The sequence below is a fragment of the Kitasatospora griseola genome (assembly GCF_044999035.1).
Classification (GTDB): Bacteria; Actinomycetota; Actinomycetes; order Streptomycetales; family Streptomycetaceae; genus Kitasatospora; species Kitasatospora griseola.
Genome location: NZ_CP173360.1, coordinates 4,734,793 through 4,760,455 on the forward strand (window position 1 = coordinate 4,734,793; position 25,663 = coordinate 4,760,455).

The window sequence follows — 25,663 nt, forward strand, 5'->3', positions numbered from 1 at the left end:
CCTTGGAGGTCGGGCCCTCGGACCTTTCTGTGTCAGGGCCCAGCTTGGCGATCGTGCCAGTGGAGCTGGAAAGCAGCTCGGCGCCACGAGCAGGTGGGGACGTGGTGGGGACACACGAACCGTGAAGTCTCGTGAAAGCCAGTGACCACCCGATCAGGCATACGCCATCTGACCTGCGGCGGGGGTAAAGCTCGGGGCTGTCAGCGGCGGACCGTGAGGCACCTCGGTCCTCTTGTAGAGCGGGGGTCGTCGGTTCGAACCCGACAGGGGGCTCGGATTCGAGTGCGAGCCGGAGGGCCTGTGGAGGGTGGACGCCCCGGGGCCGGGAGTGGCTTCGGGGCGTTTCTGTGTCTGGGGCCGTCGGGCGGAGGGGTGCCCGTTGAGTGGGTGGCAAGTCGACGGCAATGGGGCGGACGTACGGTCGGCGGGATGGTGCTTCCCCGTGCGAGCGGGCTTCGCAGCCGCTCCTGTGCGCATGGCCGAACAGACTCTTCATGTGGAAAAGAGGCCTGATGTCACGCAGATTCCCGATGGCGGTCGTGTCACTCCTGGCGCTGGTGGCTTCGTTCCTGGCTGCCGCGCCCGCCGGGCACGCGGCCAGTCCCTGTAACGCCCCCGAGCCGCCGCCGTCCTGCAACGAGCCGCCGCCCCCGGGTGGCTCGGGGACGCCCCCGACGCCGAGACAACTGCCGTACAGCTATGCGGAGTCGTTGACGCTCAGCGGCTGGTGTGTGGACGTGCCCAACGGTTCGCCGGTCACCGGGAGCGCGATCCAGATCTGGGGGTGCAACAACTCCGGTGCACAGCGGTGGATTTCGCGGCCGGTGGGGGGCGGGGTGTCGTGGGTGGACGTCGCCACGGGCAAGTGCCTGGACGTCAAGTGGGGCGGCTCGGCGGACGGCACCGCCGTCTGGCAGTGGGACTGCAACGGGACGCCCGCGCAGGTCTGGCGCGACGAACCGGCGGCCTCCGGCGGCCGGCAGCTGGTCAACTCGGGCAGCGGGAAGTGCCTGGACGTCCCGAACGACGACTTCCGCAACGGCAATCCCCTGCAGGTTTGGAGCTGCCACGACAGGCCGGCGCAGCGGCTGGGGCGCCAGGCGGCCCAGCCGTGGCCGGGGTCGCGGCTGCGCCCGATCTACGCGATCGCGCACAACCTCAACTCCGCGGACCGGGTCGGTTCGGCCCTCGACGCCGGATACAACGCCATCGAGGTCGACGCCGCCAACCACGCGTACGGCGGCTGCTTCGTCGACGACTGGGAGTGGGTGGCCTGCGACGTCGGCAACCCGGCCTCCGAGAACGTCGACAGCGGCAACGTGGGCCGCAAGCGGGTCTCGGCGATCTTCGACGAGATGGCCGCCCAGCGCCGCGCCGGGCGCAACCTGACGCTGGTCTGGATCGACATCAAGCACCCCGAGAACCGGGACCTCGGCACGTTGAAGGCGCTGGCCCGGGACAAGCTGGTGGCCAACGGCATCCAGGTGGTCTACGAGGTGACCTGGGACAACGACCAGCGGACGCTCTGGGCGGACCTCAAGCAGGGCCTCACCCGGTCCGAGGGGGTGATGGTCACCGGGACGTACCAGGACGCCAACATCGCCTTCTCCTACAACGGCGGCGGCGTCGACTTCCAGCACCGGCTGGTCGACGACGGCTCCGCGATCTTCGCCACCGCGGTCGGCACCTGCGGCAACGACGGCAGCGACAAGGTGGCCGGCCTGAAACAGAGCACGGCGGTCCGGGACGCGGGCTACCTGACAGGAGTCTTCTCCTGGACCATCGGCTCCTCCTCCGGCGCCGCCTCGTGCGCCGGCCGGCTGCTCGGCGAGGCGGGCGTGGACGGCCTCATCGCGGGCTACAAGTTCGACGACTACCAGCGGTCCGGCGACACCGACCAGGCCGTGAAGAACATCACCGACTGGGTCAACGCCCACAGTGGCCAGGCGCGTCTGGCGACGGTCCAGGACACGGTCTTCGCCTGAGCCCGTCAGCCCGTCAGCCCGTCAGCCCGTCAGCCCGACGGCCCGTCAGCCCAGTAGTCCGGCAGCCCGACAGCCCTGCGCCGGCGGGGCGTCAGGCGGCGCCGGTGGTGGATTCGGTGGCGGCGATGAGGGTGTGGAGTTCGGCGACGACGGGGGTGTCGGCGGTGTCGAGGTGGGCGAGGGCGTCGTGCCAGTGGGCGAGGGCCTGGGGGATGCGGCCCTGGTCGTGGAGGACGCGGCCGTAGGCGTGTTCGGCGAGGCCGGTGCCGTAGGTGTCGTCGAGTTCGGTGGTGAGGTCGAGCAGGTGGCGGCCGAGGGCGGCGGCCTCGTCGAGGCGGCGCAGGCGGCGGAGGGCCTCGATCTCGCGGAGGCGGCATTCGCGCTTGGTGTTCCACGGGGCGTTCTCGGCGAGGTCGAGCGCGGCGCGGAAGTGGGCCAGTGCCTCGGCGGGTCGGTTCAGCCGCAGGTGGGCGTTGCCGATGTTGCAGCGGCCGGCCATCTCCATCGGCACCGGGTCGGGGAGGCGTTTGGCGGCGTCGATGCTGCGGGTGTGCAGGGGGATGGCGAGTTCGGGGTCCTCGGGTTCGAGCAGGTTGCCCAGTGCGGACAGGGCGCGGGCCTCGTTGAGCGGGTCGTCCTGTTCGACGGCGAGGCCGAGTGCCTCGTGCAGGGTGAGGACGGCCTCCCGCGGGCGGTCGAGGAGTTGCAGCAGCATGCCGCGGTTGTTCAGGGCGATCTGGAGGCGGTGCTGGTTGCCGGTGCGCTGCCAGAGCGGGATGGACCGGTCGACCAGGTCGAGGGCGTCGGCGAAGCGGCCGGTGTCGAAGTGGGCGCTGGCCAGGTCGACCAGGGCGAGGCCCTCGGCGGCGGTGCGGTCCTCGCGGCGGGCGACCCGGAGCGCGATCTCGTTCAGGTGCACCAGTTCCGGGGTGCGGCCGCGGGCGCGCAGGTAGGGGAGCAGGGCCTGGACCAGGTCGAGCAGGGTGGGGGCGGCCCAGCTCCGGTCGGCCAGCCGTTCGACCAGCACGGTGAGGTTGGTGTACTCGCCGTCGCCGAAGGCGAACGCGCTCTCCTGGTCCCGGTCGGCGACGTCGCTGCCGGCGGGCAGTCCGCGCTGGCGGTGCAGGGTCGGGTCGAGGACGCGGGCGGCGCCGGCGGCGGCGTCGAGGTACCAGTCGAGGGCGTCGGCGACGGCGCGGGTGCGGTCGGCCGGGTCCTCGGTGAGTTCGCGGGCGAAGTCCCGGACCAGGTCGTGCGGGGCGAACCGGCCGCCCCCGAGCTCGTCGACCAGGGCGACGTCGGCCAGCCGGTCCAGGGCGGCGCCGGCCTGCGAGGGGCTGATCCGCAGCACGCCGGAGAGCAGCCCGGGGGAGTACTCGGGCAGGTCGAGGGCGCCGACGGCGACCAGCGCGTCGGCGGCCCGGCGGTCCAGGCGGCGGTCGGAGCCGCGCAGTGCCTCGTGGGCCAGGGCGAGTGACTGACGGACGCTCAGGTCGTCGAGTTCGAGTTCGTCGAGCCGGTCCTCGTCGTCCTCCAGACGGCCGACCAGGTTGCGGACGGACGGGGCGGTGCGGGCGGTCAGTCGGGCGGCGACGATCCGCAGGGCGAGCGGGAGCCGGCCGCACAGTTCCACCAGCCGGGCCAGGTGGGTGTGTTCGACACCGACCAGTTGGAGGCCGCGGCCGGCCCGGCCGGCGGCGAGTTCGACCAGCGCGATGCTCTCGGCGGTGGAGAGGGTGCCGAGGCGGACGTGGACCGCGCCGTCGAGGGCGAGCATCGGCGTCCGGCTGGTGACCAGCACGCCGCAGCCGGGGCCGGACGGCAGCAGTGGGCGGACCTGGGCGAGGTCGGCCGCGTCGTCCAGCAGCAGCAGGGTGCGGGTGCCGCTCAGGGTGGAGCGCAGCAGGGCGGCGGCGCCGTCGACCTCGTCGGGGACGTCGGCGGGGTTGGTGCCGAGGCCGCGCAGCAGGGCGGTGAGGGCCTGGTGCGGGCCGAGCGGGGTGAGGCCGGCGGTGGCGCCGCGCAGGTTGAGGAAGAGCTGGCCGTCGGGGAAGCGGCCGCGCAGGGTGTCGGCGCAGTGGACGGCGAGTGCGGACTTGCCGACTCCGGCCATGCCGCTGAGCACGGCCAGGCCGGGGCGGTCGGTGCCGGCCAGCAGGGCCTGCCGGAGGGCTTCGAGCTCGTCCGGGCGGCCGACGAAGTGCGCGGGCGGGGTGGGGAGTTGGGCGGGGATCGGACGGGTCGGCCGGGCCTCGGGCGCGGGTTCGGGCTGGTCGGCGAGGATCCGGGCGTGCAGGGCGCGGACGGCGGGTCCGGGTTCGATGCCGAGTTCGTCGATCAGGGCGCGGCGCAGCCGCTGGTAGACGGTGAGGGCCTGGGCGCGCCGGTCGGCGCCGTGCAGGGCGAGCATCAGCTGCCCGTGGAAGGCCTCGCGCAGCGGGTGTTCGCCGACCAGGCGGGTGAGTTCGGCGACCAGCCCGCGGGGGCGGCCCTGGTGCAGTTCGGCGTCGAAGCGCCACTCCAGGGCCTGCAGCCGGTTCTCCTGCCACTGGTCGCGGCGGGCCCGGCCGTCGGCGCTGTCCGGCAGGTCGGCGAGCGGGTCGCCGCGCCACAGGTCGAGGGCGGCGGAGGTCTCGGCGAGCACCCGGGGCCAGTCGGCGGCCTCGTGCGCGGCGCGGGCCCGCTGGACCGCCAGTTCGAACTGGCGGCTGTCCAACTCCTGGTCGGCGACGACGAGTCGGTACCCGGAGGGGGCGGCGCGCAGTCGGTCGCCGGTCTCGTCGCCGAGCGACTTGCGCAGCCGGGCGACCAGGTTGCGCAGCGAGGCCTCGGCGGTGCTGGGGGCCTCCTCGCCCCACAGGGCGTCGATCAGCCGGTCCAGCGAGACCGGCTGGTTGGCGTGGATCAGCAGCACGGCCAGCAGGGTGCGGGCCTTGGGGCCGCGCACGGGGCAGTCCCGGGTGCCGTCGTGTGCCTGGAGACTGCCGAGCAACCCGAACCGCATGGTTCCACCCCCACGTCCGTTGCGACCCCCCAACGGCCCCACGGGACGCGTTAGGTCGATGTTATCGGCGGATTATGTGCGTGAACCAAGCTCTTTCATGTCGGCAGGTGAAGCCAGCTGGCGGAAAGTCAGAAATGGCGGCTTTGCCCACCGTGGGGCGGCCGGCCGACCGGAAGAGCCCAGGGAGACTGCCGTGACTCGCTCGAACACCGCTCGTCGTACCGTCGCCGCGCTGCTCACCGCGGGGGTGTCGGCGGTCCTGATGACCGCGGCGCCGGCGCACGCCGACAGCAGCGACAGCTGCCACCCGTCCGGCGCGATGCCGCGGGTCGGCGTGTTCGGCAACGAGTTCGCCCCGGCGCCGTCCGACCCGCTGGTCCGGGCGCAGGGCTGGGTCGGAGCGGGCCTGGCCTGCTCCCCGATGGGCAGCTTCGGCGGGTACCGGACCGACGCGGGCGGCTACGCGGCGATGGCCTGGCACCTGACCGAGTCGATGGAGCCGTCCGAGCTCCTCTCCACCGGGTCGGTGACGCCGCTCGCCGGCCGTGACGACCTGGCCCCCGGCGACGGACTGCTGAACCCGGCGGGCTTCGGCCACGTGGTGGTCTTCGACCACTGGGCCGACGACGCGCACACCTCCTACCTGGGCTACGAGTTCACCGCGGCGGGCGTGCAGCACCGTACCGTCCCGTACCCGTACTTCGCGGGCCAGGGCGATTTCCGGCCGGTTCGCGCGGCGCGCTGACCGACCCGGCCGAACCACCCCACCGAGAACCCACACCGACCAGCACCCGTACGGCAGTTCGCACGCCGTCGGCGGGTCGGCACCGCCATGCCGAAATCGAGAAGGAGCTGTCCCGTGAAACCGCACCGTCGAGCCCTGGCCACCGCGGCCACCGCCCTGGCCCTGGCCGCCACCGCCCTCGGAACCGTCCCCGCGTTCGCGGCGGGAGCGAGCGACGGTGCCACCAAGAACGTCGACTACCTGGGCCGGACGTTCTCGATCCCCGCCGACTGGCCGGTGATCGACCTGTCCGCCGACCCCCGGACCTGCGTCCGCTTCGACCGGCACGCCCTCTACCTCGGCACCCCCGGCGCCGACCAGGACTGCCCGTCCCACGTGATCGGCCGCACCGAGGCCCTGCTGGTCCAGCCGGCCGCCGGCGAGCCGGTCGGCACCACCGTCAACGACACCGGACGGGAGATCGCCGCCGCCGACGGGACGGTGCGGATCACCGCCGCCTACGACACCGACCAGGCGCTGGTCACCGGCATCCTGACCGGCGCCGCGATCCCCGCGAAGGCGCCCGCCAAGGCCGCCGCCCTCGGGGCCGGGGCGCTGACGGCCGCGGCCGTCCCGGCGACCAGCACGAACTACACGGGCAAGGGCTTCGACGCCTGCGCCGCCCCCAGCAGCTCCCTGATGGCGGGCTGGATGGCCGACTCGCCGTACCGCGCCGTCGGCATCTACATCGGCGGCTCCAACCGGGGCTGCGCCCAGCCCAACCTGACCCCCGGCTGGGTGAGTCAACAGGCCGCCGCAGGCTGGCACTTCATGCCGCTGTACGTGGGCCCGCAGGCCGCCGGCATCAGTTCCCCGGCCGGCCAGGGCGCGGCCGCCGCCGACGACGCGATCAACAACGCGGTCGCCCTCGGCTTCGGCCCGGGCAGCGTCCTCTACTACGACATGGAGGCGTACTCCCCGACCTACAGCAGCAAGGTGCTGGCCTTCGAGTCGGCCTGGACCGAGCGGCTGCACGCCCGCGGCTACCTCTCCGCCATCTACAGCAGCTCGGACAGTGGCATCGCCGACCTGGCGAACCACGTCTCCGCCCACACCATGCCCGACGTGGTGTACTTCGCCCGCTGGAACCGCTCTGCCGACACCAACGATCCGGCGGTTCCCGCCTCGTACTGGGCCGGCCACCAGCGGGTGCACCAGTACTCGGGCAACGTCACCGAGAGCTACCACGGCTACTCGTTGGAGATCGACGCCGACTACCTGGACGTCCAGGTGGCCCAGGAACCCGTCGTGCCGGCCGGCGTGCTCTACCACAGCATCGTTTCCGGGGGCGGGAGTTGGGCGGGGTTCGCGCCGCTCGCCGGAGTGGGCACGCCGACCATGCTGGCCCGCGAGAGCGCCATCACCGGAATGCCGGACGGCACTGCGCAGGTGGTGGGCATCGGCAGTGACGGCAATGTCTACCACGAGGCCCGGCTCACCGACGGGAACTGGACCGGGTTCGCGCCGCTGGCCGGTGTCGGTACGCCGACCATGCAGGCGAGCAAGGTGGCGATCGCCGGAATGCCGGACGGCACCGCGCAGGTGGTGGCGATCGGCAGTGACGGCAACGTGTACCACGAGATCCGCCTCCCGAACGGGAGTTGGAGTGGCTTCGCGCCGCTGGCCGGGGTCGGCACGTCGACCATGCAGGCCCGCGAGGTGGCCATCGCCGCGATGCCGGACGGCAGCGCCCAGGTGGTGGCGATCGGCAGTGACGGCAACGTCTACCACGAGACCCGTCTCACCAACGGGAGTTGGAGTGGCTTCGCGCCGCTGGCCGGTGTGGGTACGCCGACCATGCTGGCGAGCAAGGTGGCGATCGCCGGACTGCCGGACGGCAGCGCGCAGGTGGTGGCGATCGGCAGTGACGGCAAGGTCTACCACGAGACCCGTCTGACCAACGCAGGCTGGACCGGGTTCGCGCCGCTGGACGGCGTCGGGACCTCGACCATGCAGGCCTTCGAGGTGGCCATCGCCGGCCTGCCGAACGGGACTTCGCAGGTGCTGGCGATCGGCAGCGACCACCAGGCGTACTCCCGGGTGCGGCTCACGGACGCCAACTGGACGGCCTTCCAGGCGATGGCGGGCCACGACGGCGCCGCGACCTTCCCGGCCCAGCGGGTGGCGGTCGCCGCGATGCCCGACGGCTCCACCCAGGTGCTCGCCACCACGCTCTGACCCGCCCTCGGCCGGGGCCGGCCCCACGGCCCGCCCCGGCCGAGCCCCCAAATGTTCGCCCCACCAGTTTCGGACGGCCCTCCGGGCGTCCACATTCCTAGGAGTTCCACACCATGCGAATCGCACACAAGTTCGGCAAGGCCGGTCTGGCCGCCATGGTCGCGGCCGGCGCCCTGACCACCCTCGCGGCCGGCACGGCGCACGCCGACGTGGCCGGCATCGTCAATGTGGCGAACAGCCAAATCAACCAGGGCCCGTGCGGCCTCGGTGGCATCGGGTACTTCCCCCCCAACCACAGCGGCAGTTCCTGCGACGGAGCGGGCCACAAGCGCGAGGACTGGTGCTCCGACTTCGCGGCCTGGGTCTGGGGCCAAAGCGGCGTCGACCACGTCAATGACCTGACCCCCTCCGCCGCGAGCTTCTACGACTACGGTGTTCGATACGGCACCTTGCACCGGACTCCGCAGGTCGGCGACGCGGTCGTGTGGGACTTCAACCCCTCCACCGACTGGGCCAGGCACGTGAACCTGGTGACCGCGGTCAACGGCAGCACGATCACCGTGGTCGGCGGCAACCAGAGCGGCACCGTCAACCCCTACCAGATCTACAACGCCGGGATCGGATCCACGTCGTCCAGCGGCCAGCGGATCAGCGGCTTCATCTCCCCGGTCTTCAACGGCGCCACCAGCAACCCGTCCAGCCTGCCGGCCGGCACCCTGGTGAAGTCCGCCTCCAGCCCGACCGTCAAGGTGATCGTGGGCGGCGCCGGCCTGGCGATCCAGGGTTCCGACGTGGACGCCGACCACTACGACCTCAGCAAGATCGTCACCGTCGGCGACGCCGCGTTCAACGCGCTGCCCGCCGTCCCGCCGAACGGAACCGTCGTGATGGACCAGTCCGGTACCGACAACTCCCGCTACGTGGTCGTCGACGGCGTCGCCCTGAACATCGGCGGCGACGACTGGGTCTCGGGCGGCTACAGCACCAAGCCGCAGATGGGCGTCCCCACCTCCTGGCTGCGCGACGCCACGCAGCGCACCCTGGGCGTCGGTGTGGTCGTGCTGGACCAGTCGGGCGCCGACAACAGCCGCTACGTGATGGTCGGCGGCGCCGCGCTGCCGATCACCGGCGCCGAGTGGGACAACGACAACTACGCCGCCCGCCACTCGGTCGGCGTTCCGGCCGCCTGGCTGAAGGCGGCCGCCGCCAAGCCGGTGCCGGACGGGACCGTGGTGATGGACCAGCACGGCACCGACAACAGCCGCTACGTGATGGTCGGCGGCGCGGCCGCCGCCATCTCCGGCACCGAGTGGGACAACGACGGCTACAGCGACCGCCCGCTGATGGGCGTCCCCGGCGCCTGGCTGGGCCGGGCGGCCGCGGCCAAGCCCGCCGACGGAATGCTGCTGAAGGGCGAATCGGGCGCCGACCCGTCGGTGTACGTCACCGCCAACGGCTCCGCCCTGCCGCTGACCGTCCCCGAGTACAACGACGTCTGGGCCAACCGCGCGACCACCGGCGCCCCGGAGCGCTGGCTGGCCTGGATCGTCGCCAAGCCGCTGGCCAACGGCACCGTCATCACCAACGCCAGCGGACAGGAGGCCACCCGCTACGTGATGGCCGGCGGCAAGGCCGTCCCGCTCAGCGGCGCCGACTTCACCGCGCTCGGCTACGACCAGCAGCCGCTGCGCGGCGTCCCCGGCGCCTGGGAGGCCACTGCGGCCGCCAAGACCGCTCCGTCCGACGGCACCATGCTCCTGTCGCCCGACAACACCACCGTCTGGCAGGTCGTCAACAACGGCCACAAGCGTCCGATGGCCACGAGCGAGTTCGGCGACGGCGGCTACTCCTTCCTGGACGTGGTCCGCGTCCCGACCGCCCTCACCGCGTCCCTGCCCAACGCCTGATGCCCCACCACAACCCGCCGGCCCCGTTGTCGGGAGGTTCAGGCGAGCAGCAGCGGCATGTCCCAGTCGTGCGGGGTGCCGCCCGACGCGTACGAGTCGAGGGCGAGCGCGACGCCGGAGGCGCCGTCCAGGTAGCCGGAGACGTCGGAGGCGAACGGCTCGGCGGTCATGGAGAAGCGCAGGCCGAACGGGGCGTCCGGGTCGAACGCGTCGATCAGCCGGGCGGCGATCAGGTCGCGCCGCCGCTCGATCCGCGGGTCCTCGAAGTGCTCGTTCAGACGGCCGAGTTGGTGCAGTGCGCCGGCCCAGCCGTGGCACAGCGCGTGGTCGGTGATGCCCCAGTCGTCGAGCGGGACGGTGAGCAGCCGTTCCACCGAGTCGCGGGCGACCGCCGTCCAGTCGGGGCGGTCCAGCGCCGCCCCGGCCACCTGCAGGGCGCGCGAGACGCCGGGGGCCCCGTAGCACCAGGACGGCCAACTGGCGGGCTTCGCACAGGCGTCCGGGCCGGCCAGGTACTCGTCCAGGTCCAGGTAGCCCGGCCAGTACGGGCCGTGCTCGTCGCGCACCGCCCAGTGCAGCAGCAGTCCGGCGGCGCTCTCCATCGCCTCCTGGTGGCCGGGCAGCCGGATGCCGTCCCGCCAGGCCAGCGCGAGCAGCATCAGCGGGCCCGCGACGCCGTGCGACAGGCCCAGGTTGAGGTGGCCGTCGGGCATCAGGTGCTCGGAGCCGATCCGCGGCGCGTCCAGCGCCCACCAGCGCGGGACGCGCACCCCGCGGTGCTCGGTCTCGCCGCGGGCCAGCTCGATCAGGTAGCCGAGGACGCTCTCCAGCTCCTCGCCGCAGGTCTCGGCGCGGGCCAGCAGGTACCGGCCGACGCCGGTCATGCCGCGCACCACCTCGTAGTGGCCGATGGTGGCCAGCGGCCCGTCCGGCACGGCGGGCAGCGCGGTGTGCACCAACTGCCGCTGGTAGGCGTCCAGTCGGTGCAGGGCGGTGGTGTAGCCGCCGGTGGCCCGGTTGGCGACCAGCACGGCGAACGCCAGCGCCCCCGGGCCCTTGAAGATCCCGCTGGGCGTGGTGTCGCCGTCGGCGGCGGCCCGGGTGCCGACGGCGAGCCAGCCGTGCGCCCGCGCCACCCGGTCGGCGCGCGGCCGGGCGCCGCCGCTGAACGCCAGCGACAGGCCCGGACTGCCGCTGCCGAGCGTCAGCTCGACCCACACCCCCTCCGCCACCCCGTCCTCGGCGGCCTCGGCCGGAATCCGGGTGGCGGCCATGGTCGCGGCGGGGTCGGCCAACCGGTCGAGAATCCGGTCGGACACCTCCCCGGCCGCCTCGCGCAGCTCGGACGACGTCCTTGCGGTGGGTTCGGTGACGGTCATCGGGGGCTCCGGGTGGTGAAGGGGCGGGCGGTGGAACTGGGGTGACGCGACGTCATGACCGGCGATCGGCGTGCGCCCGGCGGCCCAGCAGGGAGCGGGCCGTGCCGCGCAGCACGGCGTAGCCGCGGGACTCGGCGGCCCGGTCGATGCCGAACAGGCGGTTGTGGCGCATGTGCAGCAACGACATCAGGGCCTCGTCCCGGTCGGCCTCCGGTGCGGCGAACAGCCTGCGGCCGAAGGCGCGCGGGGCGGAGGACTCCGTCCAGAGGGTGGCCAGGGCGGGGACGCCGAGCAGTTCGGCGGCGTGCCGGGCGGCGTCGCCGGGGCGGATCAGCCGGTCGGTCAGGGCGCGGTGGCGCTGGTAGACCTGGTGGTCGGCGGTCTTGTCGAACAGGCGGTCGGCCCAGTCGCACCAGTCCCAGTCGCCGAGCGAGTCCAGCAGCACGGCGTGGCCGACGGCGGCCAGCACCTCGTCCGGCACCGCGGCCGCGCCCGCCCGCCGGGCCTGCAGCTGGACGATCGCGGACTGGCTGTCCGTCAGGAACAGCTCCTCGGCGTCCGGCAGGGCGTCCGGCCCGAGGTAGCGGTCGGTCTCCGGCCGGTACACGTCCAGCGCCATGGTGCGCAGCGCGCCGGTGTCGATCAGCTTCCGGACGTGCCGGGCGAGGGTCGGCAGGACGCGGCCGGCCAGGGCGGCGGGGTCGCCGTGCAGGCGCAGCCGCAGGTGCGGTTCGGGGTCGCGGTAGCGCAGGAAGAACCAGCGGTCGATGTCGCCGTCGAGGTCGACGAGCAGCCGGGGCAGGTGGTCGGCGAGCAGCGTCTCGTGGGCCGACGGGTCGGCGTACAGCTTGGCGAACAGCCAGTCCTCGCCGGGCAGGTGGATGTCCGTCGGGGCGGTGCGCAGGGCCGGTACGGCGAGCGGCGGGCGGGTGTCGGCGGCGGGCTCCGGCGCGGGGGTGCGGAACAGCGGGACGACGATCTCGGTGCTGTGGCCGTGGTTCCAGCCGAGTCCGGCGCCGTCCGCGGTGAGGTCCTGGAACAGCTGGAACCGCGGTTCGGGGGCGGTGAGTTCGGCGCGCAGCAGCTCGGTGTCCCAGCTCTCGCGCAGGTCGATCGGGAACATCCGGTCGTTGCTGGCGATCTGCAGCCGGTCGGGCACCCGGTAGCGCTCGCGCCACTCGCGCAGGCCCTCCGCCCAGGCGGCGGGCCCGGCGGTGCGGGCGGCGTCGCGCAGGCGGCGGCCGGGCAGCCAGCGGCGCGGCGTGGTGAGGACCCGGCCGTAGCGGACGGCGGGCAGGTACGGCAGGGTGTCCAGGCCCGCCCAGTCCCAGCCGGACCACACCCGGGGGCGGGCCGCGGCCAGCTCGGACAGGAACCGGGCGACCGGCGGGGCCTGCCCGTCCAAGGCGAGCATGTGCGGGAAGACCGGGACGACCGGACGGCCCGTCTCCGGGTGCAGCAGGCGCAGCCCGTCCTCGCCGGCGGCGACCAGCAGGGTGCGCCAGTCCAGGCAGTGCGGGTCGCCGCGGTCGGCGGGCACCCCGATCGGCAGGCGGTGCGGCAGCAGCTGCGGGACCTGGACGATGTTCAGCGACCGCGGGTCGCGCGGGGCCAGTTCGACCTGGACGGGCAGCGCAGCGTTCTCGGTGGACTCGTCCGGCCCGGCGGCGAGCGCGGCGAGGCCGTCGGTCAGGCCGGTCAGCTCGGCGAACCGGCCGGCGGTGGCGCCGGCCGTCCAGGAGCCGATGTGCGGGCTGCCGAGCAGCAGGAACTCGCCGCGGTCGAGCGCGGCGGTGGAGTCGGCGAGCAGCTGGAAGCAGAGCTCCAGGGTGCGCGGCGGGCGGGTGCTGCCCGGGGTGTGGCCGGCGGCGTCGGCGAGCCGGGCGACGTCGGCGTCGTCCAGCACCAGGTCCCGGCCGGACATCACGGCCTGCTGGACGAGTTCGGCGACGGCGTTGCGGCGCGGCCGGTCGGCGTCGTCGCCGGGCCCGGTGCGGGCGTGCGCGGGCAGCGCGCCGCCGTACTCGGGCGGCAGGCCGAGGCCGCGGTGCGGGTCGGCCAGGTCGCCGAGCGGGACGGCGCTCGCGGTGCCGTAGCGCTCGATGAACCGCTCCCGGTAGTCCCGCAGGTGCTCCAGCGAGGTCCACTCCGGCGTGATCGCCCAGATCGCCTCCGCGTACCGGCGCACTTCCTCGCCGATCGCCTCCGGCAGCACCAGGTCGGCGGGCATCCGCAGGTCGACCTGGACGGGCGGCCGCTCACCGGCCCGGTCGGCCGGGTCGAGCGCCCGGACCTCGCGCAGCAGGGCCCGCCAGGACTCCAGCCCCTCGCCGGGACGGTCGCGTTCGTGCACGGCCGCGGCGGCGCGCACGGCCCGCAGCCCCTCGGCGGCGCCCGGCACCGCCCCGTCCACGGCGGACTCGATCCGCGCCAGCAGCGCGTCGTCGATCCGGTGCGGGGTGAGCGAGGTGAGCAGGAAGCCGTGCTGGACCAGCCCGGCCAGCACCCTGTCGATCCGTTCGGCGGACAGCTGCGGGAAGCGCTCCACCAGGTCGGCCAGCAGCGCGGCGTAGCCCACCGGTCGGGCCGCCAGCTCGCGCACCCGGGCGACCAGCGCGTTGTCGCGCACCGAGATCTCGCGCTCGTCGGTCTGCCGCAGCAGCCGGCCGTCGCGCAGCACGGACAGGTCGTCGAGCACCACCTCGACCCGGCGGCGGACCTCCGGCACGGCCAGCCAGGCCAGCACCCGGCGGTGCAGCCAGCCGCCGTCCAACCGCACCCGGACCTGGCCGGAGCCGACGGGCGAGGACTTCGCGGCGGCCCCGAACCGGGCCCGGCCGACACCCGCGAACAGCCCGAACGGCGTGGGCCGGCCGCCCGAACGCCGGGCGTAGCGGGTCAGGGTGCGAGCGGCGCTGACGGTCCGCTTGCGGCCGAGCGCCGCCGCGCCGTCGGGCTCACCGAGGCGCTGCAGGCTCAGCGCGAGGCTGCCGCTGGCGACCTCGACGGCCTGCCGCAGCAGCGGGCTCGCAGCCAGCCGGCGCACACCTGGGACGGGGTCGTCCGGGTCGATCAGGGCCTCGGCGCCCGTTCGGGGAGTGCTGGCCATCCGCACCAGCACCGGCTCACGGATCTCGAACAGGGCCTGCTCCGGTCGCACGTTCGTGGTGCCCCTCTAGGTCGGAAACGGCGGGGAACTGCGGGAATTGCGGGGAACTGCGGGAACCGCCGGAAACAGCGGGGGAACGGCGGGAAACACAGAGCGCGGGGCGGGCTGCAGCCCGCCCCGCGCACGTTGCTCACCGACGTGACGTCAGCAGCAGACCGGGCAACGGGTGCCGATCGCGTAGCTGCTCGGAGAGGTGAAGGTGCCCTGGCCGAAGGCCTGGGTCTCCTCCGCGACCTCCGCGATGCGGAGGTCCAGGTCGAGGTCGGTGTCCTGCTGCACGAGGATCTCGTTACGCATGTTCCCCTCCAGAGGGTTCGTCGGTCCGACCGGAGCGGAGCCCCGGCCGCAGCACCGGCCGTGAACGAGCGTTCGCATCCGGTGCCGAGGCCAACTTTTTCCCGGCTTCCCACCATGTGGTGAGTGCTGTCCTGGCCAACCTGGCCGCAGCCGCCCGCCCGGCGCCGTCCCGTCGCCCCCGCGACCCCCGCCACCTGCGGTTCGTCCCTCGTCGGGCCGCCGACCGGTCCAGGCCCGGACGGTGCGCACGCTGTCCATTTCGGGGCAGGGCGCCGACGGCCAGGTTTCAGCAGCGAAAACCATGAACACTCCTGGTCCCGGGTGGTGGGCACGAGGAGGACGGGACCCGTGCGACTGGAGTCCGCGACAGGTTCGGCGGACGTTCATCGTTTTGACTCGAACTTTGCCGTCCGACGGCCGGGAAACGATCAGTCGGCCGGCCGCGACGAGGCCTGCCGAGCCTCCGGAGCATCCGCCACCCGGTGCACGAACGTCGCGGTCAGGAACGCCACCACCGCGCAGACGATCACCAGCGGCATCGAATCCGTCGCCTGATCACCCAGCAGCGCAGCCGCCAGCACCGTGCTCGTCACCGGCAGCCGGGTGACCGCCGCACTGCTCGCCGCCAACCCCGCCGCCAACCCCGCCTCCACCCCCATCCCCGGCAGACCGCCCACCGCCACCCCCAGCGCCGCACCCAGCAGCACCGCCGGAAAGATCGGCCCGCCCCGCAGCGACCCCAGCGCCACCCCCCAACCCAGCCCCTTGAACACCACCAACGCCAACAGCGCCCCCACCGACCAGGACTGCGGATCCGCCGCCAACTGCCCGAGCGTCGCCTGCCCCGACAGCGCCGCCTCCTCCGGCGACCGGCCCGTCGCCACCGCGTACCCCGTCAGACACAGACCCACCAGCACCGCACAGATCACCGTCCGCACTGCCGTCCGCTGCGCCGTGAACGCCGCGAACCGGTGACCCAGCGTCCGCGCAGCGACCATCACCACCGCGACCAGCACCGCCAACGGCACCCCCCACAGGAAGTCCCCGGCATCCGGCAGCTCCGCCTTCGGCACCACCGGCAGCGTCAACGCCCCGATCGACAGCCCCGTCCAGTGCCCGAAGCCCGTGAACACCAGCGCGCCCACCCCCGCCGACAGCAGACACGGCAGGATCAGCAACGTCAGCTGCGGCCCGCCCAGACCCGCCGCCTCGATCATCATCACCGCCGCCACCAGCGGACTCCCGAAGATCGTCGAGATCGCCGCCGTCGACCCGGCCGCACCCAGCATCGGCCCCACCCTCGGATTCGCCGCCCGCCGGGCCCGGCTCACCGCCAACAGCGCCAACCCGCTGCCCACCGCCATCAACGGAGCCTCCGGACCCAGCACCGCACCGAGCGGCAACGAGACCAACGCCGCCAGCACCACCGACGGCACCTCCACCGGCAGCGTCGGCGGCCCGCCCAACCCGTGCACCGGGATGTGCCCGCCCCGCCCCGGCATCCTCGTCACGATCGGCGCCAGCAGCAGACCCGCCAACGCCAACGCCGGCAACGGCCACCACCACGGCGCCCGCCCGTACCCCAGGGCCTCCGGCGCCGACTCCCACACCCAGTGCTGCAACTCGTGTTCGAGGCTCACGAAACCGAACGCCGCCAACGAGACCGGTACACCCACCAGCGCGGACACCAACAGCAACCGCCCGTAACCCGGACTGCGCAGCAACTCCCGGATCCCGGCGGCCTGCTCTGCCATCTGCGCTCCCTGATCACCCGGACACACCTGCTCCGACCGTCCTGCGGCCCGCCGCCACCGGCCATCCGGGCGCGCCGAACGGGCGAGCAGCACTCGCGCGAGCCCGCCGCACCGGTCGTACGGTGGATCGAGGGGGCAGCAACCCGGGGGACCGACCCGAGGAGAACGCGATGCCCGGCTCCATGACCATCAGCCACACCGACGCACTCGTGATGCTCAGCCACCAGGACGCCGAACGGCTCGCCGGCGTCCTCTCCGGCCTCTCCCGCCTCGCGGCGACCGGCCAGCTCCCCGCCGCCGCGACCGCCGCCCTGTCGGGCGGCGACCCCCCGGACCGCGCGGAACTCGCGACCTGGTGCCACCACCTTTCGGACTACCTGCGCGATCACCTCTGAGTGGTCGGCGGGGGTGGGGAACCGCGCGACAGTCGCACAATCGGACCGCAAGGTCGCGATCGATGGCAGGTTCTGCCCTCGTCGCGATCTTGCGGTCAGGTGTTTTCCTCTTCGCGCGGTTCTGCCCTGGCGGGCCGGGAGGTACTCGCGTGCGCCCCTGGCGGTGCTCTCCACAGTTCGTGCGTCCGACAGCCCTTGCGGGCAGGTAAGTTGGAGGGATGGAGCTGTCATGGGTGACCGTGGACACGCCGTTGCCGAGTGGGGCGATGAAGTTCGGGGTGACGGCGAACGGGGTGGCCGCGGCGACGTACGCGGGGGAGGTCTTCGCGGGGAAGCCGGTGGGAGTGCCGGAGTGCGGGGACACCCGGGCGCGGGCGTTGGTGGAGGCCCGGGTGGGGGAGTACTTCGCCGGGCGGCGGCGGGAGTTGGGGCTGCCGATCGACTGGCGATACGCGACCGGGCCCCATCTGACGGTGCTGCGTTGCCTGTTCACCGAGGTGGAGTACGGCAAGGCCATCACGTACGGCGAACTCGCCGCCCGTAGTGGGGTGTTCGAGGATCTGTCGGGTCCTGGGCTGCCGGCCCGGACAGTGGGGCAGATGATGGGGGCCAATCCGCTGCCGTTGCTGGTGCCGTGCCATCGGGTGGTGGCGGCGGACGGGCTGGGCGGTTTCGGCGGGGCCTGGCACGGGGTGGAGACGAAGCGGTGGCTGCTCACCCTGGAGGGCGTGCTGCCGCCGACCCTGGACTGGGACGGGCCGGCGGACTGAGCCCGCGGGTCAGCGGGTGGCGGCGGTCGGCAGCAGCGCCTCGTCGAGCCGCTCCAGCGCGGGGGCCGTGGACTGTCGCGGCAGGACGGCCTGGACGCCGGAGACCAACGTGTACTCGCCGAGCGCGAGTTCGGTCGCCGGGGTCAGCAACGGGCGCGAACCGAGGGCGAGTTCGAGCGCGGCGGCGGGCAGGTTGAGTCCGCAGAGCCGGAGTTGGTGCAGGCCGCCGGACGGGCGGGTGTTGATGTCGAGGATCACGGGGCGGCCGTTGGGCTCGTGCCGGAACTGGACGTTGGAGAGGTGGCCGACGCCGAACTGTTCGACCAGGCGGCGGGCCGGCTCCAGGTAGCAGGGGTCGACGGTGAAGCTCCGGCGGCGGCCCTGCTTGGTGCGGCCGACGGCGGCGAGCAGTCGCCCGTCCTGGTCGGCGAGGCAGTCCACCGACACCTCGGGGCTGCTCAGGTAGGGCATCACCAGCAGGTCGGCGGGTGCGGTGGAGGACATCAACGCGGCGAGAACCAGGTCGAGTTGGACCCGGGCGTCGACGTACCCGGCGAGCCTGCGGAGGCTGAACGGCTCGCGGGTGAGGATCCGGAAGCCCTCACCGCCGGCGCCGCTCGCGGGCTTCAGGCAGGCCGTCGCGCCGGTGGCCTCGATCTCCTCGACGGCGACCAGGAGTTGGGCGGCGGTGTCGGCGTGCCGCCACAGCGGGGTGGGCAGGCCGGCGGCGTCGAGGGCGCGGTAGCCCTCCGCCTTGCTGTCGAACAGGGCGATCGCGGGTGCGGGCGGGCAGATCAGCGCGGTGCCGAGCGCCTCGAACTCGCGGCGGCGCAGCGATATCGCCAACTGGTGCAGGCGGGGCAGGAACACGTCCACCCGGTGACGGGCGCAGAATTCCAGCGCGAATTCCACGTAGCTCTCGGCGGACGGCAGATCCGGTTCCAGCAGCCCGAGGTCGGCGGCGGCGAGCACCGGGGAGTCGGGGTCGACGTGGGTCGCCAGGACGTGCACCGGGCGCGGCGCGGACCGCAGCAGCTCGATGAAGAAGACGTTCTCGGCGTAGGTGCGGTTGAGCCAGACGCGGACGGGCGCGGTCACGGAAGGTCTCCCTGGAGAAGGGCGTGCCGATGGGAGGTCACCGACCGGTTCGCCTGCGCTGTGGCGGCGGTCACCATGCGGTGTGGGGGCCACCTTAGCGCTGTTCCGGAGCGGTTCGAACAAGGGGGCGGTGAGCTGCTCGGACGCTTCGAAACCGGGGTTCGGCGGGGCCTTCGGGAGCGCCCGGCGGGGCGTGCGGGAGGACGCCGGGAGGCTCGGGCGGACCGAACGGCGATCGGCTCCGTGCACTGGTAGCACCGTTCGGCTCGCACACCTGAATCACCCGCACGAGTGATTGCCGCGCCCCCTGACCGACCGTCAGCATGGTTGCCGCCAACCGCCGTCGACACGATCACGAGGCCCTCGGAATGACGACCGAAACCACCGCCGGAATTCCCCAGGCGAGGCCGCAGAGCAGCCTCTCGGTGGCGGCCGCCAAGAATCTCGCGTCGACCACCAAGTCGGCGCCGCAGATGCAGGAGATCAGCAACCGCTGGCTGCTGCGCGCACTGCCCTGGGTCGAGGTCTCCGGCGGCACCTACCGGGTGAACCGGCGGCTGTCGTACGCGGTGGGCCGGGGCCGGGTGAGCTTCACGCAGACCGGTCGTCAGGTCTCGGTCGTGCCGCCCACGCTGCGCGAGGTGCCGGTGCTGCGCGGCTTCGAGGACGACGCGCTGCTCGCCGAGCTGGCCGGCCGGTTCGTCCAGCGGGACTTCGCGGCAGGCGAGTTGCTGATCGAGCAGGGCCGCGAGATCAACGAGGTGTACCTGGTCGCGCACGGCAAGGTCGACCGGATCGGCACCGGCCGGTACGGCGACGCCACCGTGCTCGGCACCTTCGCCGACGGCGACCACATCGGCGACGAGGCGCTCACCGTCCCCGACCGCCGTTGGCCCTACAGCGTCAAGGCCGCCACCGCCGGCACGATGATGGTGCTGTCCTGGCCGGCCTTCCAGGAGCTGGTGGACCGCTCCGAGGCACTGCGCGACCAGATCCTCGCTTTCGTCGCGGACTCGCAGCTCCCGCAGAACCGCAAGGGCGAGGCGGAGATCGGCATGTCGGCCGGCCACGAGGGCGAGTACGACCTGCCCACCGCCTTCGTCGACTACGAACTCGCGCCCCGCGAGTACGAGTTGAGCGTCGCGCAGACGGTGCTGCGGGTGCACAGCCGGGTCGCCGACCTCTACAACAAGCCGATGGACCAGACCGAGCACCAGCTCCGGCTGACCGTCGAGGCCCTGCGCGAGCGCCAGGAGCACGAGCTGGTCAACAACCCGGAGTTCGGCCTGCTGGCCAACGCCGAGTACAGCCAGCGGATCCAGACCCACTCCGGCCCGCCCACCCCCGACGACATGGACGAACTGCTCTGCCGTCGCCGCAGCACCAAGTTCTACCTCGCCCACCCGAAGGCGATCGCCGCCTTCGGCCGCGAGTGCAACCGCCGCGGCCTGTACCCGGAGACGGTGAAGGTGGACGGCAAGACGGTCCCCACCTGGCGCGGCGTCCCGATCTACACCTGCAACAAGATCCCGGTGGTGAACGGCTCCACCTCGATCCTGGCGATGCGCGTCGGCGACGACAACCAGGGCGTGATCGGCCTGCGCCCCGGCAAGCTGCCCGACGAGGTCGAGCCGGGACTGAACGTCCGCTTCATGGGGATCGACGAGAAGGCGGTCATCTCCTACCTGGTCAGCGCCTACTACTCCGCCGCGATCCTCGTCCCGGACGCCATCGGCGTGCTGGAGAACGTGGACGTCGCCAACTGGCACGACTGACCGGGCGGCGGGCCCGCCGTCCCGGGCCCGCCCCGCCGACCGCACCGGCACTCGGCCGGCGCGGAGATCCGCCCGCCCCGCACCCGGGGCGGGCCCAGGGGGAGGACTCACCATGGCCATCACCGTGTTCGAACGCGAGCAGCCCGGCGGGGACACCCCGCTCGTCGACGGCTCCCGCGACACCGCCGAGGCACTCGCCCTGCTCGGCCGGGCCCGCACCGTGGTCGACCCGGCCCTGCGCGCCGCCGTGGACACCCTCCCGGACTCGATGCGGCAGATCGCCGGCTACCACTTCGGCTGGCAGGAGGCCGACGGCACCCCCAGCGCGGCCGGCGCCGGCAAGGCCATCCGCCCCGCGCTGGTCCTCGCCGCGACCCAGGCCGTCGGCGGCCGTCCGCAGGACGCCGTCCGGGCCGCCGCCGCCGTCGAACTCGTGCACAACTTCACCCTGCTGCACGACGACGTCCTCGACCGCGACCACACCCGCCGCCACCGCCCCACCGCCTGGCGGGTGTTCGGCACCACCGGCGCGATCCTGGCCGGCGACGCCATGCACTCGCTCGCCCTCCGGGTACTCGCCGAGGACCCCCACCCCGCCGCCGCCGCGGCCGCCGTCCGCCGCCTCGCCGACTGCGTGGTCGAACTCTGCGCCGGACAGCAGGCCGACTGCTCCTTCGAACAGCGTTCCGACGTCACCCTCGCCGAGTGCCTCGCCATGGCGGAGAGCAAGACCGGTGCCCTGCTCGGCTGCGCCTGCGCCCTCGGCGCGCTCTACGCGGGCGCGGACGCCGCCACCGCCGACGCGATGGACGCCTTCGGCCGCGAGATCGGCCTCGCCTTCCAGCTGATCGACGACCTGATCGGCATCTGGGGCGACCCCGCGGTCACCGGCAAGCCGGTCGGCGCGGACCTGGCCGCCCGTAAGAAGTCCCTGCCGGTCGTCCACGCCCTGTCCTCCGGCACGCCGGACGGCGCGGAACTCGCCGCGCTCTACGCCTCCGGCCGCCCGCTCAGTCCTGCGGAGCTGGCCGCCGCCGCGACCGCCGTCGACCGCGCGGGCGGCCGCGCGTGGGCACAGGGCGAGAGCTGCGAACGGATGGCCACCGCGATCAGCCACCTGGCGGTGGCGGTCCCGGACCCGACCCGCACCGACGAACTGCTCGCGCTGGCGGAGCTGGTCACGCGGCGCAACTACTGAGAGCCGGCGGCGCGGGACCGGGGAGAGCACAGCCAGGGGCGCGTGGGGTACGGACGTGCTCTGCGCCTGTCGCGCAGTCCCGCCCCCTCGGCTTCGCCTGGGGGGTACCCCCGGCCCCGGCCCTCGCGCCCGCCTGCGGTCATCCCTTGAGCAACGCCTCCTCCTTCTGCGGGTCGATCCCCAGCGGGGTCTCCAGCTGCCGGTAGGCGACCTCGTCGCGTCCGCCGGATTCCAGCCAGGCCCAGGTGTCGGAGACGGTCTCGGCGAGGGGGCGGATGCGCAGGCCGGCGGCCGTCGCGGTCGAGGGGTCGGCGTGCCAGGTGCCGTGCCAGCCTTCGGTGGCGGGGGCCCAGAGGGGGAGTTCCACCCAGGGGGAGACCTCGGCGGCGAGCAGGGTCGCGTCGGGGGTCCAGACGAACTCCGCATCGGAGCCCGTCGCGGAGCGGCACGCGTCGAGGAACGCTCCCATCGTCGCCGAGCCGATCGGTGAGGTGGTGACGAAGCGCCCGGTCGCGCGCTGCTCGGCGAGGTCGAGGCCGAACGAGGCGAAGTCGCGGGCGTCGATCAGGCTGAGCGGGTTCTCGGGGGCACCCGGGGCGAGTACGCGGCCGCCGCGGGCGATCCGGTCGAGCCACCAGGGGAGGCGGCCGATCGGTTCGTGGGGGCCGATCAGGAGGCCGCAGTTGAGGATCGCCGCGGGGCCGAAGTTGTCGAGCAGGGCGCGTTCGCAGCCGGCCTTGAGGGCGTTGGCGAACGGCTGGTCCGGTCCGACGTCGCCGGCGCAGTCGAGGGTGGGGGAGTCCGCGTCCACCGGGTGGGCGGGCCAGTCGGCGAAGGCATGGACGGAGGAGACGAAGCCGTAGTGGCCGGCCCGGTCGCGGAGCAGCCGGGCGGCGGTGGCGACGTCGTGCGGCTGCTGGCCGGAGGTGTCGATCACCGCGTCCCACTGCCGGCCGTCGACCAGTCGGTGCAGGTCGTCGAGCGAGGTGCGGTCGCCGTGGACGGCCTCCACGCCGGGCAGGTCGGTGCGGCTGACGCCGCGGTTGAAGGTGGTGACGCGGTGGCCGCGGGCGAGCGCCTCGGCGGCGTAGGCGCGGCCGAGGAACTTGGAACCGCCGAGCAGAAGGATGTCCATGGGTGCAGCGTGTCCGGCCGGGCGGCCGGCCATCCGCACTCTTCGCTGTCGGCAGAGGAGAAAGGTCGGCCGGTGGTGCGTCGGAGGGTCGCGGCGACGGCCGGGTGGAGGCCGCATAGCATCCCCGGTGTACCGGTATGTCTGAATGATCCCTTTTTCGGGGAGAAGGGTGGACGGCATGGGCGGCCCGGCCAGCGGGGATCCGGCGGCGGTCCGGCGGACGGCGGCGCAGGCGTGGATCCGGGGCTACCCGATGCTGGTGAACTACGGGACGCTCCACGTGCAGGCGATCGACGACGCGGATCCCCGGTACGTCGGGGGTTTCGGCGTGTTCCGGCACTTCGCGCGCCCGTTCACCCCGGCCGACACGGACGTGGTGACGCCGAACAACGACACCCCGTACTCGTGGGCGTGGCTCGACCTGCGGGCCGAGCCGTGGGTGCTGGAGGTGCCCGCCACCGAGCGGTACCACGTGCTGCCGGTGCACGACCTGGACACCGCGTACGCGGGTTTCGTCGGCACCCGGGCCACCGGCAGCGGCGGCGGCCGTCACCTGATCGCCGGCCCCGGCCACCGGGCGGACCCGCCGGACGGCTTCGACACGGTGGTGCGGACGGACACCAACCTGGCGGGCATCGTCGCCCGGACGTACCTGGCCGGGCCCGCCGACGTGCCGGAGCTGCGACGCGTGCAGGCCGGGTACCGGCTGAAGCCGCTCAGCGAGCACCTGGGCACCCCGCGGCCGGTGGCGGCCGAGCCGGTGTGGCCGGTGTGGCGCGGCGAGGAGGTGCTCGGCACCCTGGAGTTCTTCACCTTCCTGGACTTCCTGCTGGGCTTCTTCCCGGTCCTGCCGGCCGACGCCGAGCTGCGCGAACGCCTGGCCGAACTCGGCGTCGGGACAGGCGACTTCGAGCCCGCCGCACTGTCCGCCGAAGTCCGGAGGGCGATGCTCGCGGGGATCGCCGACGGCCGCGAGCAGCTGGCCGCGGCGGCGCCGGGCGCGGCCACCGGGAGTGCCCTGTTCGGCACCCGCGAACAGCTCGGCACCCGCTACCTGGACCGCGCGTGCGGCGCGCTCACCGGCCTGTACGGGCTGCCCGCCGAGGAAGCCTGGTACGGCGGCTGGGAGTCCGAGGCGGGCGGCCGGCTGCCGGCCGTGCTGCGGTTCGGTCCGGGCCGGCTCCCGCCCGCCCGGTACTTCTGGTCGGCGACCATGTACCGCTTCCCGGAACGGCAGTTGGCACCCAACGACATCGACCGGTTCTCGATCGGCGACCGCACCCCCGGCCTGGTGTACGCCCCCGACGGCTCGCTGACCCTGTACCTCCAGCACGAACGCCCCACGGACCCGGCCGAGTCGGCGAACTGGCTGCCCGCCCCGGCCGGTCCCTACCAGGTCGTGGTGCGCGCGTACGGGCCGGAGCCCGAGCTGTTGAACGGCAGTTGGCGCCTGCCGATGCCCACTCCCCGCTGAACCCGCAGAAAGGACGTCCGCCATGGTTGACGCCACGCCCGAGATGCTGGCCGCCGAGGCCTTCGTGTACGGCTACCCGCTGGTCGCCGACCTGACCATGGTGGACACCATCCACCGGCGGGGCATGGGCTCGATCCCCCCGACCGAGTGGAACACCTTCGGGCACGGCGCCGAACTGGCCGGCCCCGGCTCGCACTTCGTGTCGGTGAACAACGACACGGTGTACTCGGTGGCCCCGCTCGACCTGTCCGGCGGCCCGCTGCTGCTGCACGTCCCGGACTCCGCCGGCGCCTACTACGTGCTGCAGTTCATCGACGCCTGGACCAACAACTTCGCCTACCTGGGCCGCCGTTCGTCCGGCACCGCCGAACAGACCTGGCTGATCGCCCCGCCGCACTGGCGGGGCACCCCGCCCGAGGGCGTGCCGGTGATCGCCGCCCCGACCCTCGTCGCGGCGATCGCGGCCCGCCACGCCTGCGCCGGACCCGAGGACCTGCCCCGGGTGCGGGCCCTGCAGGACAAGTTGACGCTCACCCCGCTCGAAGCGGGCCGGAAACTCGCCGGGCTGCCCGGGCCCGCCGACGGCGTGCCCGAGGAACTGGGGTTCCTGGAGCGGCTGCGGGTGTGGATGGCCGCCTTCCCGCCCGCCCCCGCCGACGTCGAGTTCCAGCATCGCTTCGCCCCGATCGGGCTGCTCGACCGCGGCCGCTCCCCGTACCTGGACGGGCCCGCCGACTGGGCGCAGGCACTCGCCAAGGGCCTGGCCGCGGGCCGCGAACGAGTGGAGGCGGCGAGCGTCGGCACCGTCGAGCCCACCGGCGAATGGACCGCCAACCTGCACCTGTTCGACTACAACCTGGACCACCTCGGCCCCGGCACCCGCGACGAACCGCAGTGGAAGGTCGCCGACCGCCGCGCCACCTACCTCACCCGCGCCGTCGCCGCCCGCACCGGCCTGTGGGGCAACCACGCCTACGAGGCCACCTACGCCACCACCTACCACGACGCCGAAGGCCACCCGTTGGACGGTGCCCGGGCCTACACGCTGCGCTTCGAACAGCCGCCACCGGTCGGCGCGTTCTGGTCGGTGACGATGTACGACACCCCCGAGTACCTGCTGGTCCCCAACGACATCGACCGCTACTCGGTCGGCGACCGCACCCCCGGCCTGGTGCACGCCCCCGACGGCTCCCTCACCCTCTACCTCCAGCACCGGCAGCCCACCGACGCCGACGAATTCGCCAACTGGCTGCCCACCCCGTCGTCCGGCTTCCGACCGATGGTGCGGATGTACCAGCCACAGGACGCGATCCTCGACGGCAGCTACCGGCTCCCGCCGATCAAGCCTCGTTGAGCCGGCA

The 25,663-nt window shown here is 73.5% G+C and carries 17 protein-coding genes; 10 read left to right on the forward strand and 7 right to left on the reverse strand.

What is annotated here, in order from left to right:
- Nucleotides 1–530 precede the first annotated feature (530 nt).
- Nucleotides 531–1,985: an RICIN domain-containing protein gene (locus ACI1MP_RS21560; RefSeq protein ID WP_380336044.1), complete on the forward strand. Its 1,455-nt coding sequence runs from the start codon at nt 531–533 to the stop codon at nt 1,983–1,985.
- A 91-nt stretch (nt 1,986–2,076) separates the two neighbouring features.
- On the opposite strand, the gene ACI1MP_RS21565 is transcribed toward ACI1MP_RS21560, so the two are convergent.
- The gene (locus ACI1MP_RS21565) at nt 2,077–4,989 is read right to left on the reverse strand and encodes a BTAD domain-containing putative transcriptional regulator (protein WP_404869273.1); all 2,913 of its coding nucleotides are present in this window, start codon (nt 4,987–4,989) and stop codon (nt 2,077–2,079) included.
- A 193-nt stretch (nt 4,990–5,182) separates the two neighbouring features.
- Between ACI1MP_RS21565 and ACI1MP_RS21570 the strand changes: the two genes are divergently transcribed.
- From ACI1MP_RS21570 to ACI1MP_RS21580, 3 genes are all read left to right on the forward strand, one after another.
- Entirely contained in the window at nt 5,183–5,734 is a 552-nt protein-coding gene (locus ACI1MP_RS21570; RefSeq protein WP_404869274.1) for a hypothetical protein, read from the forward strand.
- A 114-nt stretch (nt 5,735–5,848) separates the two neighbouring features.
- Nucleotides 5,849–7,951 (forward strand): glycoside hydrolase domain-containing protein, encoded by a 2,103-nt coding sequence (locus ACI1MP_RS21575; protein WP_404869275.1) that lies wholly within the window; start codon nt 5,849–5,851, stop codon nt 7,949–7,951.
- A 113-nt stretch (nt 7,952–8,064) separates the two neighbouring features.
- Complete coding sequence (locus tag ACI1MP_RS21580; protein ID WP_404869276.1) at nt 8,065–9,858, forward strand: CHAP domain-containing protein; 1,794 nt, start codon at nt 8,065–8,067, stop codon at nt 9,856–9,858.
- A 38-nt stretch (nt 9,859–9,896) separates the two neighbouring features.
- Here ACI1MP_RS21580 and ACI1MP_RS21585 read toward each other — a convergent pair whose 3' ends face one another.
- The 4 genes from ACI1MP_RS21585 to ACI1MP_RS21600 all read right to left on the reverse strand — a co-directional run bounded on the left by ACI1MP_RS21585 (nt 9,897) and on the right by ACI1MP_RS21600 (nt 16,457).
- Nucleotides 9,897–11,237 carry a lanthionine synthetase C family protein gene (locus ACI1MP_RS21585; RefSeq protein WP_380335944.1) on the reverse strand — a complete coding sequence of 447 codons (1,341 nt, stop codon included), beginning with the start codon at nt 11,235–11,237 and terminating at the stop codon, nt 9,897–9,899.
- 52 nt (nt 11,238–11,289) lie between these two features.
- Nucleotides 11,290–14,346: a lantibiotic dehydratase gene (locus tag ACI1MP_RS21590; RefSeq protein ID WP_404870815.1), complete on the reverse strand. Its 3,057-nt coding sequence runs from the start codon at nt 14,344–14,346 to the stop codon at nt 11,290–11,292.
- Nucleotides 14,347–14,550: 204 nt separating this feature from the next.
- On the reverse strand, nt 14,551–14,703 hold the full coding sequence (lanA, locus tag ACI1MP_RS21595) for an SCO0268 family class II lanthipeptide (protein ID WP_063856615.1): 153 nt from the start codon (nt 14,701–14,703) through the stop codon (nt 14,551–14,553).
- 428 nt (nt 14,704–15,131) lie between these two features.
- Nucleotides 15,132–16,457 (reverse strand): chloride channel protein, encoded by a 1,326-nt coding sequence (locus tag ACI1MP_RS21600; protein ID WP_404869277.1) that lies wholly within the window; start codon nt 16,455–16,457, stop codon nt 15,132–15,134.
- A 170-nt stretch (nt 16,458–16,627) separates the two neighbouring features.
- Here ACI1MP_RS21600 and ACI1MP_RS21605 point away from each other — a divergent pair, with 170 nt between their 5' ends.
- The gene (locus ACI1MP_RS21605; RefSeq protein WP_043914874.1) at nt 16,628–16,852 is read left to right on the forward strand and encodes a hypothetical protein; all 225 of its coding nucleotides are present in this window, start codon (nt 16,628–16,630) and stop codon (nt 16,850–16,852) included.
- A 233-nt stretch (nt 16,853–17,085) separates the two neighbouring features.
- Nucleotides 17,086–17,622, forward strand: coding sequence for a methylated-DNA--[protein]-cysteine S-methyltransferase (locus ACI1MP_RS21610; RefSeq protein ID WP_232734139.1), 537 nt, complete (start codon nt 17,086–17,088; stop codon nt 17,620–17,622).
- Between the two features lie 9 nt (nt 17,623–17,631).
- On the opposite strand, the gene ACI1MP_RS21615 is transcribed toward ACI1MP_RS21610, so the two are convergent.
- On the reverse strand, nt 17,632–18,720 hold the full coding sequence (locus tag ACI1MP_RS21615; protein WP_404869278.1) for an ATP-grasp domain-containing protein: 1,089 nt from the start codon (nt 18,718–18,720) through the stop codon (nt 17,632–17,634).
- Nucleotides 18,721–19,088: 368 nt separating this feature from the next.
- Here ACI1MP_RS21615 and ACI1MP_RS21620 point away from each other — a divergent pair, with 368 nt between their 5' ends.
- Nucleotides 19,089–20,495 carry a family 2B encapsulin nanocompartment shell protein gene (locus ACI1MP_RS21620; protein WP_404869279.1) on the forward strand — a complete coding sequence of 469 codons (1,407 nt, stop codon included), beginning with the start codon at nt 19,089–19,091 and terminating at the stop codon, nt 20,493–20,495.
- Nucleotides 20,496–20,607: 112 nt separating this feature from the next.
- Nucleotides 20,608–21,693 (forward strand): family 2 encapsulin nanocompartment cargo protein polyprenyl transferase, encoded by a 1,086-nt coding sequence (locus tag ACI1MP_RS21625; RefSeq protein ID WP_404869280.1) that lies wholly within the window; start codon nt 20,608–20,610, stop codon nt 21,691–21,693.
- A gap of 139 nt (nt 21,694–21,832) precedes the next feature.
- On the opposite strand, the gene ACI1MP_RS21630 is transcribed toward ACI1MP_RS21625, so the two are convergent.
- Complete coding sequence (locus tag ACI1MP_RS21630) at nt 21,833–22,828, reverse strand: NAD-dependent epimerase/dehydratase family protein (protein ID WP_404869281.1); 996 nt, start codon at nt 22,826–22,828, stop codon at nt 21,833–21,835.
- A gap of 178 nt (nt 22,829–23,006) precedes the next feature.
- On the opposite strand from ACI1MP_RS21630, the gene ACI1MP_RS21635 reads away from it, so the two are divergent.
- Nucleotides 23,007–24,302 (forward strand): DUF1254 domain-containing protein, encoded by a 1,296-nt coding sequence (locus ACI1MP_RS21635; RefSeq protein ID WP_404869282.1) that lies wholly within the window; start codon nt 23,007–23,009, stop codon nt 24,300–24,302.
- Nucleotides 24,303–24,324: 22 nt separating this feature from the next.
- Nucleotides 24,325–25,656, forward strand: a complete 1,332-nt coding sequence (locus ACI1MP_RS21640) for a DUF1254 domain-containing protein (RefSeq protein WP_380335967.1) — start codon at nt 24,325–24,327, stop codon at nt 25,654–25,656.
- Nucleotides 25,657–25,663 lie beyond the last annotated feature (7 nt).

Bases quoted from the DNA above. Each gene is read 5' to 3' on its own strand.
- ACI1MP_RS21560 (WP_380336044.1), top strand. From the start codon at position 531: ATGGCGGTCGTGTCACTCCTGGCGCTGGTGGCTTCGTTCCTGGCTGCC.
- ACI1MP_RS21565 (WP_404869273.1), bottom strand. From the start codon at position 4,989: ATGCGGTTCGGGTTGCTCGGCAGTCTCCAGGCACACGACGGCACCCGG.
- ACI1MP_RS21580 (WP_404869276.1), top strand. From the start codon at position 8,065: ATGCGAATCGCACACAAGTTCGGCAAGGCCGGTCTGGCCGCCATGGTC.
- ACI1MP_RS21585 (WP_380335944.1), bottom strand. From the start codon at position 11,237: ATGACCGTCACCGAACCCACCGCAAGGACGTCGTCCGAGCTGCGCGAG.
- ACI1MP_RS21590 (WP_404870815.1), bottom strand. From the start codon at position 14,346: ATGGCCAGCACTCCCCGAACGGGCGCCGAGGCCCTGATCGACCCGGAC.
- lanA (WP_063856615.1), bottom strand. From the start codon at position 14,703: ATGCGTAACGAGATCCTCGTGCAGCAGGACACCGACCTCGACCTGGAC.
- ACI1MP_RS21600 (WP_404869277.1), bottom strand. From the start codon at position 16,457: ATGGCAGAGCAGGCCGCCGGGATCCGGGAGTTGCTGCGCAGTCCGGGT.
- ACI1MP_RS21605 (WP_043914874.1), top strand. From the start codon at position 16,628: ATGCCCGGCTCCATGACCATCAGCCACACCGACGCACTCGTGATGCTC.
- ACI1MP_RS21620 (WP_404869279.1), top strand. From the start codon at position 19,089: ATGACGACCGAAACCACCGCCGGAATTCCCCAGGCGAGGCCGCAGAGC.
- ACI1MP_RS21625 (WP_404869280.1), top strand. From the start codon at position 20,608: ATGGCCATCACCGTGTTCGAACGCGAGCAGCCCGGCGGGGACACCCCG.
- ACI1MP_RS21630 (WP_404869281.1), bottom strand. From the start codon at position 22,828: ATGGACATCCTTCTGCTCGGCGGTTCCAAGTTCCTCGGCCGCGCCTAC.
- ACI1MP_RS21635 (WP_404869282.1), top strand. From the start codon at position 23,007: ATGGGCGGCCCGGCCAGCGGGGATCCGGCGGCGGTCCGGCGGACGGCG.
- ACI1MP_RS21640 (WP_380335967.1), top strand. From the start codon at position 24,325: ATGGTTGACGCCACGCCCGAGATGCTGGCCGCCGAGGCCTTCGTGTAC.